The organism is Nocardia farcinica, from assembly GCF_029867845.1.
In the GTDB taxonomy this organism is placed as follows: domain Bacteria; phylum Actinomycetota; class Actinomycetes; order Mycobacteriales; family Mycobacteriaceae; genus Nocardia; species Nocardia farcinica_A.
In genome coordinates this window covers 1-8706 of record NZ_JARWRU010000736.1, presented here as the reverse complement: position 1 = coordinate 8706, position 8706 = coordinate 1, and the positions used below count along the sequence as shown (strand labels likewise).

Genomic DNA, 8706 nt, shown 5'->3' with positions numbered 1-8706 from the left:
GGGGGCCCCCCCCCCCCCCCCGCCCCCCCCCCCCCGCCCGCCCCCGCGCTGGTCTGCCCGAACCTGAAGGAGGCCCGCGGGTTCGCGCCCGGTTACGGCAGACCGGAGGAGCTGGCGAAGATCCTGCGCGACGAGTGGTGCGCCGACTCGGTCGCCGTCACCACCGGCCCCGGCGGGGCGGTGCTGGCCAACGGCAAGCGACTGAGCACGGTGCCGGTGCCGCCGGACGCGCGCGTCACCGGCCACGCCGGGGCCGACACCTGCGGGGCGGGCGACCGGTTCGCCTCCGCCGCGGCCGCCGCGCTGCTCGACGGCGGCACCGTCGCCGAGGCGGTCGGTCACGCCGTGGACACCGCGGCCCGGTTCGTCGCCGCGGGCGGCGCCTCCTCGATGTCAACCACCGACGGCGACAGCACCGAGGACAGCGTCCGCCCCGTGAGCGGCGGCACCGCTTTCGAACTCGCCGAACGCGTCCGCGCGCGGGGCGGTCGACTGGTCGCCACCGGCGGTTGCTTCGACCTGCTGCACCCCGGCCACACGAGCTTGTTGCGCCGGGCCCGCGCCATGGGCGACGCGCTGGTGGTGTGCCTGAACTCCGACGCCTCGGTGCGCAGGCTCAAAGGCGAGGGCCGCCCCCTGGTCACCGCCCGCGACCGGGCCCGGCTGTTGGCCGAGCTGTCCTGTGTGGACGCCGTCGCCGTCTTCGACGAACCGACCCCCAGCGCCCTGCTGGACCGCCTCCGCCCCGACATCTGGGTCAAGGGCGGCGACTACACCGTCGCCGACCTGCCCGAAGCCGCGATCGTGCGCGGCTACGGCGGCGAGATCGTCCTCGTCCCCACGGTACGCGGCTATTCCACGACCCAGCTGGTGACCGCGGCCCGAGCCCGCGGCTGACACGAGAGAAAGGATGCCATGCGGCCTCTCGGCAACATCCTCATCACCGGCGGCGCCTCCGGGCTCGGCGCGGCGGTGGTCGCCGCCGTCCGCGACAACGGCGGCAGCCCCTACGTCATCGACCGGGTGCAGCCCGAGCTGGCGTGCGAATTCGCCCGCGCCGACCTCGCGGACACCCCGGCCGCCGAACGCGCGGTGCGCGAGCTGACCGAACGGGCGGGTGGCCGGATCGACGGCGTGTTCACCGCCGCGGGCACCGACGTCTGCGGCCCGCTCGACGGCGTGCCCACGGAGAAGTGGGAGAACGTGGTGCGGGTCAACCTCTTCGGCACGGCCGCCGTCATCCGCGCTGCCCTGCCTGCTCTGCGCGCCACCAAGGGCACCGTGGTCACCTGCGCGTCCACCCTCGGCATCAAGGCCGTCGGCGACGCCACCGCCTACTGCGCTTCCAAGTTCGGCGTGGTCGGCTTCACGCGCGCGCTGGCCGCCGAGACCGCGGGCAGCGTCGGCGTGACTCTGCTGATCCCCGGTGGCATGCACACCGCCTTCTTCGACAACCGCGACGAGCAGTACAAGCCGCCCGCGGACGCCAAGCTCAACCAGCCCGAGGACGTCGCCGCCGCCGTGGTGTTCGCGCTGCGCCAGCCCGCGGGCTGCGAGGTCAGGGAGATGGTGGTGTGCGCCTCGGAAGAGGGGTCCTGGCCTTGACCGGCTCGGCCGCGCGCCGGTCGATCCTGGTGTTGCGCGCGCTCGGGCTCGGCGATCTGCTGACCGCCGTGCCCGCCCTGCGCGGCCTGCGCGCTGCCCACCCGGACCACCGCCTGGTGCTGGCCGCGCCGGAACCGTTGCGCCCCTTGACCGAGCTGGTCGACGCCGTCGACGACCTGCTGCCCACCGCGGGCCTCGGTGCACTCCGCCGGCCGGACGCCCCTCCCGCCCTGGCGGTCAACCTGCACGGCAGCGGCCCGCAGAGCATTCGCGACCTGCTGACCGCCGCCCCGGAAACCCTGTTGACCCACCGTCACCCGCACTTTCCCGATGTGCCAGGCCCGCCCTGGCACGCCGACCTGCACGAGGTCGAGCGCTGGTGCGCGCTGCTCGCGTCCGCGGGCATCGCCACCGACCGCACCGCCCTGCGGTTGCCCGCCCCCGCCCGCCGCAGCGAGGAACCCGACGCCGTGATCGTGCACCCCGGCGCCGCCTCTCCCGCCCGCCGCTGGCCCGCCGGCCGGTTCGCCCGCCTGGCACGCGATCTCGCCGACGACGGTCACCGGGTGATCGTCACCGGCTCCGCCGCCGAGCGTCCGCTCGCCGAAGCCGTCGCCGCGGGCGCGGGCCTGCCGCCCGACGCCGTGTACGCAGGTCGCACCGATCTCGCCGGACTGGCCGCCCTGGTCGCGGCCGCGGCCCTGGTGGTCTGCGGTGACACCGGCGTCGGCCACCTGGCGACTGCCTTCGGCACCCCCTCGGTGCTGCTGTTCGGCCCGACGCCCCCTTGGCTGTGGGGGCCGCCCGCCGACGCACCCCAGCACGTCGTGCTGTGGGCGGGCCGCACCGGCGACCCACACGGCGACCGCCCCGACCCCGGTCTGCTCGCGCTCGATCTCGACCGGGTCCGCACGGCCGCCACCGACCTGCTCGGCCTGCGGGTGCGCCATGGGTAGCCGCGTCGGCGTCGTCGGCGCGGGCTATGTCGGCTTGACCAGCGCCGCCTGCCTGGCCCACCTCGGCCACCACGTGGTGTGCGTCGACAACGACCGGGCCAAGCTCGCCGACCTGCGGGCGGCCGAGGTGTCCATCGTCGAACCCGGCCTGCCCGAACTCGTCGCGCAGGGACTGGCCGAGAACCGCCTGCTGTTCACCGCCGACCCCGCCGACCTGCGTGACTGCGAGGTGGTGCTGCTCTGCCTGCCCACCCCGCCCGGCGCGAACGGCGCCGCCGACCTCGGCGTCCTCGACACCGTGCTGGAGGCGCTCGCCGGTGTTCTCGGCCCCGGCTGCGTGCTGGCCACCAAGTCCACCGTCCCGGTCGGCACCTGCGCCCGCATCGCCCACCTGCCCGCCTTCGCCAACACCCCGGTGGTGAGCAATCCCGAATTCCTGCGCGAGGGCCACGCCGTCGAGGACTTCCTGCACCCCGACCGGATCGTGGTCGGCGCCGCCGACCGGCACGCCGAAGCCGCCGAACGCGTCGCCGCCCTCTACACCGAAACCGGTGCCCCCGTTCTCCACTCCGATCCCGCCAGCGCCGAACTGGCCAAATACGCCAGCAACTCGTTCCTCGCCGTGAAGCTGTCCTTCGTCGACACCCTCGCCGAACTGTGCGAGCGCGCGGGCGCCGATATCACCAAGGTCACCGGCGCCATGGCCGAGGACGACCGCATCGGCCCCGCCTTCCTGGCCCCCGGCCCCGGCTGGGGCGGCTCCTGCCTGCCCAAGGACACCCGCGCCCTGCTGCGCACCGCCGCCGCCGCGGGCGTCGACTTCGCCCACGTCCGCGACGCCCTGCGCGCCAACGACCACCAGCACGCCCTGGTCATGCGCAAGATCCGCCGCGCGGTCACCGGAGCTCCCGACGGCTCCCTCGCGGGCCACCGCATCGGTGTCCTCGGCCTGGCCTTCAAAGCGGGCACCGGCGATCTGCGCGAATCCCCCGCCCTCGCCATCGCCCGCCGTCTCGCCCACCACGCCGCCACCGTCACCGCCTACGACCCCTGCGTCCCGCCCTCCGACAACCCCACCATCACCGGCCACACCGGCCTGCGGGTAGTCGCCGACCCCTATCGCGTCGCCGACAACGCCTCCGCCCTGGTGATCCTCACCGAATGGCCGCAATTCCGATCTCTCGACTGGCCGCGGCTCGCCGCCGCGACGGCCCGCCCCGTCGTCGTCGACACCCGCAACCTGCTCGACGAAAAGCTCCTGGCCGGAACGGGATTCACCCTGATCGGCACCGGCGTGCCGCACTGACGCCCATCAGTCCCCGGGTCGACGGTGACTCGGCCTACGAGCTGGTCACGGCCGTGGCGGGCGGGGACGCGGACGACGGTGCGCGTCAGGCGGCCGGGCCGATCTCGACCACCCGCGCCCATTCCGGCGGCCGTCCGGGGACGTAGTCGGGATCGTTCTCTCGCCACGCCCGCGGCGGCCGGGAGAACAGCCCGATCACCGTCCGGCAGGACGGCCGGATGGTCGGCCACGGCGTCTGCCCGTCGGTCAGCGCGACGAGCACATCGGGCCGGGTGCGCTGCGCCCTGGTGAAGCCGACCCGCAGGTCCGTGCCGCCGCCGCCGATCAGCGGGATGCCCTCGGCCCGGCACAGCGGGTCCGCGATCCGCGCCGCCGCGTCACAGGACAGCACGGTGACCAGATCGCGGCGACCGCCCGCGGCGCGGGTGATGGCGGCGACTTCGAGCAGCGCGCTGCCCAGTTCCGCGTCACTGACCGATCCCGAGGTGTCGATGACGACGGTCACCCGGGGCGGCGTGCGGCGCAGGCTGGGCAGGACCACACCCGGCACCGCCGCCGAGCGCCGCGCCGGACGCCCGTAGGTGTAGTCCCCGCCCGCGCCCGAGGCAGCGGCCGCCGACCGGATGGCCGCGGCCAGCAGGTCCCGCCACGGCTGCGGCGGATGCAGTGCCCGCTCCGCCCACCGCCGCCACCCGGCGGGAGTGCTTCCCGGACGGCCGACGATGCCCTGCGCCACGCGGAAACGCACGGCATCGCGTTGCCGCTCGGTGAGCCCGTCGGCGCCGTCCGACCCGAGATCCCAGGGGCGGTCGTGTCCGTCGGCTCCGCTGCCGCAGTCCAGCCAGGCCAGCTCCTCGGTGTGGCGGCCGAGCCGGAACTGACGCAGGTAGTCCTCCATCAGCTCGCCCTCGCGCAGGCCGAGGGTCGCGGGCGTGACCGCCGACGCAGGCTGCACCAGTCCGTCGCCGAAGGCGTCGTCGTTGATCTCGGCGTCCGCGGCGATGTTCATCCGCAGCCACTCCGCCGGACCGGACAGATCGTGCTCGCGCGCGAATCGCTCGCTGCGGCCGTGGTGGTCGCGCAGCAGATGCGACACCTCGTGCACCAGCACCGAGGCCAGTTCCTCGACGGGTGTGCACCGCACGAACGCGGGCGAGGCGTAGCACCGCCAGTAGCGGTCGACCCCCATGGTCGGCACCGCGGGCGAGGCGAGGATGTGCAGCGCGTACAGGGCCGTCGCCAGATAGGGCCGGGCCCGCACGGCCTGCAGGCGGGCGGCGTACAGCTTGGCGAAGTCGAGCTTCGCGGTCGCCGGCGTCATCGGCTCGCCCGCGCGGCGACACGACCGGCGGCCCGATCCGCTTCCCGGGAGATCGCGACGACCCCGGCGAGCCGCTCGATCGCGGCGGGCACCGACCAGTCCTCCCGCCGTAGCGTCGCGAGCGTGGTCGCCGGGACGACGACCAGATCCGGCGCCCCGGTCTCCACCGCCCGCACCATCAGCGCCCACGCCGCGTCCCAGCGGGCGCGCGAGGGATTCCCGCGCACGGCCGCCACCACCGCGTCCAGCACCGCCTGCCGCAGATCGCCGCGTTCGGGCAGCTCGGCGGCGGCCGGATCGGCCAGCAGCATCTCTGGATCGGCGAGATCCATGTGGTCGATGAAAGTCAGCAGCTCGAAGCCGGGGCCCTCCCCCACGGCGCCGCGCACCAGCAGCGACCGCGCGTCCTCGGACGAGCCTGCCGCGTGCGCGAAGGCGAGCAGCCGCACCGCCATGTCCCAACTGCGCGGCGAGGCCCACGCGCCACCGCGACGTGTCTCCGTATTCGGCAGTTGGTGCACGAGCTTCGGCCGCGCCGCGAGCAGTTCGCACACCGCCCGGCGCGCGAAGGCCACCGCCTCCGGCAGCTTCGCGGGATCGAGCTCCGGCAGCGTCGCGCGCGGCCAGGTTCCGCCGAGGCCGCGCACCACCACCTGATGGTCGTGGGTCCAGTACAGGTGCACGAACCGATTCGCCAGTGGCGGACTCAGCTCCCAGCCGTCGGCCGCCGAGGAGCGCGGGTTGGCGGCCGCCACGATTCGGACGCCGGGCGGCAGCCGCAGCGCACCGACCCGCCGTTCCAGGACCAGCCGCAACAGCGCGGCCTGCACGGCGGGCGGCGCCGTCGACAGCTCGTCCAGGAACAACAACCCGCGTCCCGCCCGCACGAGGCGCACCGCCCAGTCCGGCGGCGCCATCGGGACGCCGTTCGCCGCGGGATCCTCCCCGAGGACCGGCAGGCCGGAGAAGTCCGACGGCTCGTGGACGCTGGCGATCACCGTGGTCAGCGGCAGGTCCAGCGACTCGGCGAGCTGGGTGAGCGCGGCTGTCTTGCCGATGCCCGGCTCACCCCACAGCAGCACCGGCAGATCGGCGGCCACCGCCAGCGTCAACGCCTCGAGCCGGGTGTCGGGGCGGGGTTCGGTCGTGACCTCGCCCAGCAGGGCGAGCAGATCGTCGGCGACGTCGAGCTGGGTGGTGCGGGCTCGATCGGTTGAGGGAATGAACGCATACAAGTCGAATCACCTTTGGGGAGAGAAGAATTGGAGAGAAGGATCGGAACGACGCGCTGGCGCGTCGTAGGGAAGGCGGGGCGTTGATCGCCCGGTTCAGCGGCCGGTCGCGTGACGCGGGCGCGCGCGGCGACGACGGTGCTCGGAAGGTGCGCGGACACCGCCCGGACCGGTCAGCCCCGCCCGGAACAGTTCGTAGGTGTGCTGCCGTCGCGCCGACTCCTCCAGCGCGTCCAGCAACGGCCCGTCGCGCAGCACCGCCTCGCTGCCGAGCAGTCCCTCGACCACGGCCAGCGCACCGGCGATGTCGCCGTGATCCAACCGTTCACGGACGCCGGTCAGCGTGTCCGGCCGACGATGGGCCCGGTCGATGACCCGCAGGCACGGCAGCGGGACGCCGGTCAGGGCGACCAGCAGTTCCTCCCGCCGGATCTCGGCCGGGTCGTGATCGAGCGCGGTCAGCACGCCGTCGGACAGCCCGATCCGGTGCTGTTCGCCCCGGCAGTCCACCAGGTACGGATCGGTGCGGCGGACCGCTCCGCCACGCACATCCGGGGGTGGACAGTCCGGTGCCAGTGCCGCGGCGACCAGTGGATGCAGACGGTCTGGGGTCAGCGCACCCGCCCGCAGCAATTCCAGATCGGGCAGCACCCAGGTCGCCGCGTCGGGGAGGATCGGCAAGCCCGATACGGAGCCGCGCGGAAACGACTCCGCCACAGTCAATGTGGGCAGTCCACCACCATCGGGATCCAGCTCGAGGACGAGTTCGCCTCGCCCACCGAACCGCACCCGCAGCAGACCGGTCCGACGCCCTTCGGCGCGCAGCAGGATCCCGGCCTCGTCGACCCAACGGTCGACCGCGCAGCCCTGCGGCACCATCCCGCGCAATGCCGGGTCGAGCGCGCCACCGCTCGCGGATTCGATTGCCCCGCAACGCTCGCGCAGTTCACCGGCCCGTCGCGCATCCCACAGGTGACGGTGCAGGTCGAGGCGGAAACGCCGATCGGGTCGCGGATGCGGATGCGGGACGGAGCGATTCCCGTCCCACAGCGCGAGCACGACCCGCTGACCCGCGTCTGCCCAGGCAGGCGCCGTGCGCACCACCAGGCACACCGAATCCCCTGCCCCGCAATGGATTCCGCCACCGACGGGCACCTCGTAGTGCGCCAGCGCGATGGTCGACCCCGGCCGCAGGAATCCGTCGGGAGCGACTCTGGGCAGGTGCCAGCGCAACAGATCCGGCGCCAGGAAACGCAGGTCGTCCTCGACGCGGGCCGCCAGATCACGCCCGAACCGGCGGGCGAGCGCCCGCAGATCGATATCGACATCGAAACCCGCTGCGGCGCAGGCCCCCGCCCAATCACTGGCACGACGCCGGGCGGTCGCGGTTTCGATCATGGAAGGCGGCACGGCGAACTCGCGCACGCGCAGCCAGAAGGACAGTCGGGAATCGTTCCCGTTCGTGTTCGGAGCGCCCATCAGCACTCACCGCGCACGAACAGGACCCCCAATCTTTGCTCGGATCGAGTCATCACGCGGTCGAGCATATCGCCCCGCCCCGCTCCCCACCATCCTCCGGTTCCCGCCGATGTTCTCCGCCGCGCCGCGATCGCGCCGGCTCACGGTCGGAGAGCTGCACCGATCCGCTCGGAGAACTCCACCAGACGATTCGAGAATCCCCACTCGTTGTCGTACCAGCCGTGCACCTTGACCTGGCGCCCGACGGCCTGGGTCAGCGGCGCGTCGTAGATCGACGAGTGCGGATTGCCGACGATGTCCGCGGACACCAGCGGCGCCACCGAGTACTGCAGAATCCCCCGCAGCCGAGGGGATTCGGCGGCCTCCCGGAACGCGGCGTCGACCTCGTCCAGGCTCACGCTCTCGCGGAGCACCACGGTGAGATCGGTCAGCGAGCCGACCGGGACCGGCACCCGCAGCGCGGCGCCGGTGAGACGACCGTCGAGTTCGGGCAGCACCTTCCCGATCGCGCTCGCCGCCCCGGAGGACGCCGGGATGGTGGACACGGCAGCCGCCCGCGCGCGCCGCAGATCGGAGTGCGGGGCATCGTGCAGGCGCTGATCGCTGGTGTAGGCGTGGACCGTCGTCATGAGACCGGACTCGATCCCGAAGGCCTCGTGCAACACCTTCGCCAGCGGCGCAAGGGAATTCGTGGTGCACGAGCCGTTGGAGAAGACATCGCTTGCGTCCAGGTCGAGCCCTTCGTCGTTCACCCCGAGGACCACGGTCGGAACATCGCCCTCGGCAGGCGCGGAGACCAGCACCTTC

8 protein-coding genes are annotated in these 8706 nt (G+C 73.6%); 4 read left to right on the top strand and 4 right to left on the bottom strand.

The window, feature by feature from the left end:
• The 4 genes from rfaE2 to QH283_RS16090 form a co-directional block, all read left to right on the top strand.
• Positions 1–897 (top strand): D-glycero-beta-D-manno-heptose 1-phosphate adenylyltransferase (gene rfaE2, locus QH283_RS16105; protein WP_280503801.1); only part of this gene is annotated, 897 nt, incomplete at its 5' end.
• Positions 898–915: 18 nt separating this feature from the next.
• The gene (locus QH283_RS16100) at positions 916–1605 is read left to right on the top strand and encodes an SDR family oxidoreductase (protein WP_280503800.1); all 690 of its coding nucleotides are present in this window, start codon (positions 916–918) and stop codon (positions 1603–1605) included.
• Positions 1575–2561 (top strand): glycosyltransferase family 9 protein, encoded by a 987-nt coding sequence (locus QH283_RS16095; protein ID WP_280503799.1) that lies wholly within the window; start codon positions 1575–1577, stop codon positions 2559–2561. Before QH283_RS16100 ends, QH283_RS16095 begins: the two co-directional genes overlap by 31 nt.
• A complete protein-coding gene (locus QH283_RS16090; protein WP_280503798.1) occupies positions 2554–3867 on the top strand; it encodes a UDP-glucose dehydrogenase family protein in 1314 nt (437 codons plus the stop codon). Before QH283_RS16095 ends, QH283_RS16090 begins: the two co-directional genes overlap by 8 nt.
• An 85-nt stretch (positions 3868–3952) precedes the next feature.
• Here QH283_RS16090 and QH283_RS16085 read toward each other — a convergent pair whose 3' ends face one another.
• The 4 genes from QH283_RS16085 to QH283_RS16070 form a co-directional block, all read right to left on the bottom strand.
• Positions 3953–5188: a vWA domain-containing protein gene (locus QH283_RS16085; protein WP_280503797.1), complete on the bottom strand. Its 1236-nt coding sequence runs from the start codon at positions 5186–5188 to the stop codon at positions 3953–3955.
• On the bottom strand, positions 5185–6423 hold the full coding sequence (locus QH283_RS16080) for an AAA family ATPase (protein WP_280503796.1): 1239 nt from the start codon (positions 6421–6423) through the stop codon (positions 5185–5187). Before QH283_RS16080 ends, QH283_RS16085 begins: the two co-directional genes overlap by 4 nt.
• Positions 6424–6516: 93 nt before the next feature.
• Positions 6517–7899 (bottom strand): hypothetical protein, encoded by a 1383-nt coding sequence (locus QH283_RS16075; protein WP_280503795.1) that lies wholly within the window; start codon positions 7897–7899, stop codon positions 6517–6519.
• Positions 7900–8039: 140 nt separating this feature from the next.
• A partial coding sequence (locus tag QH283_RS16070) for a type I glyceraldehyde-3-phosphate dehydrogenase (protein WP_432420742.1) occupies positions 8040–8706 on the bottom strand: 667 nt, incomplete at its 5' end.

What these genes read in the sequence shown, in the direction of transcription:
- QH283_RS16100 (WP_280503800.1), top strand. Translation starts at nt 916, where the DNA reads ATGCGGCCTCTCGGCAACATCCTCATCACCGGCGGCGCCTCCGGGCTC.
- QH283_RS16085 (WP_280503797.1), bottom strand. Translation starts at nt 5,188, where the DNA reads ATGACGCCGGCGACCGCGAAGCTCGACTTCGCCAAGCTGTACGCCGCC.
- QH283_RS16090 (WP_280503798.1), top strand. Translation starts at nt 2,554, where the DNA reads ATGGGTAGCCGCGTCGGCGTCGTCGGCGCGGGCTATGTCGGCTTGACC.
- QH283_RS16075 (WP_280503795.1), bottom strand. Translation starts at nt 7,899, where the DNA reads ATGGGCGCTCCGAACACGAACGGGAACGATTCCCGACTGTCCTTCTGG.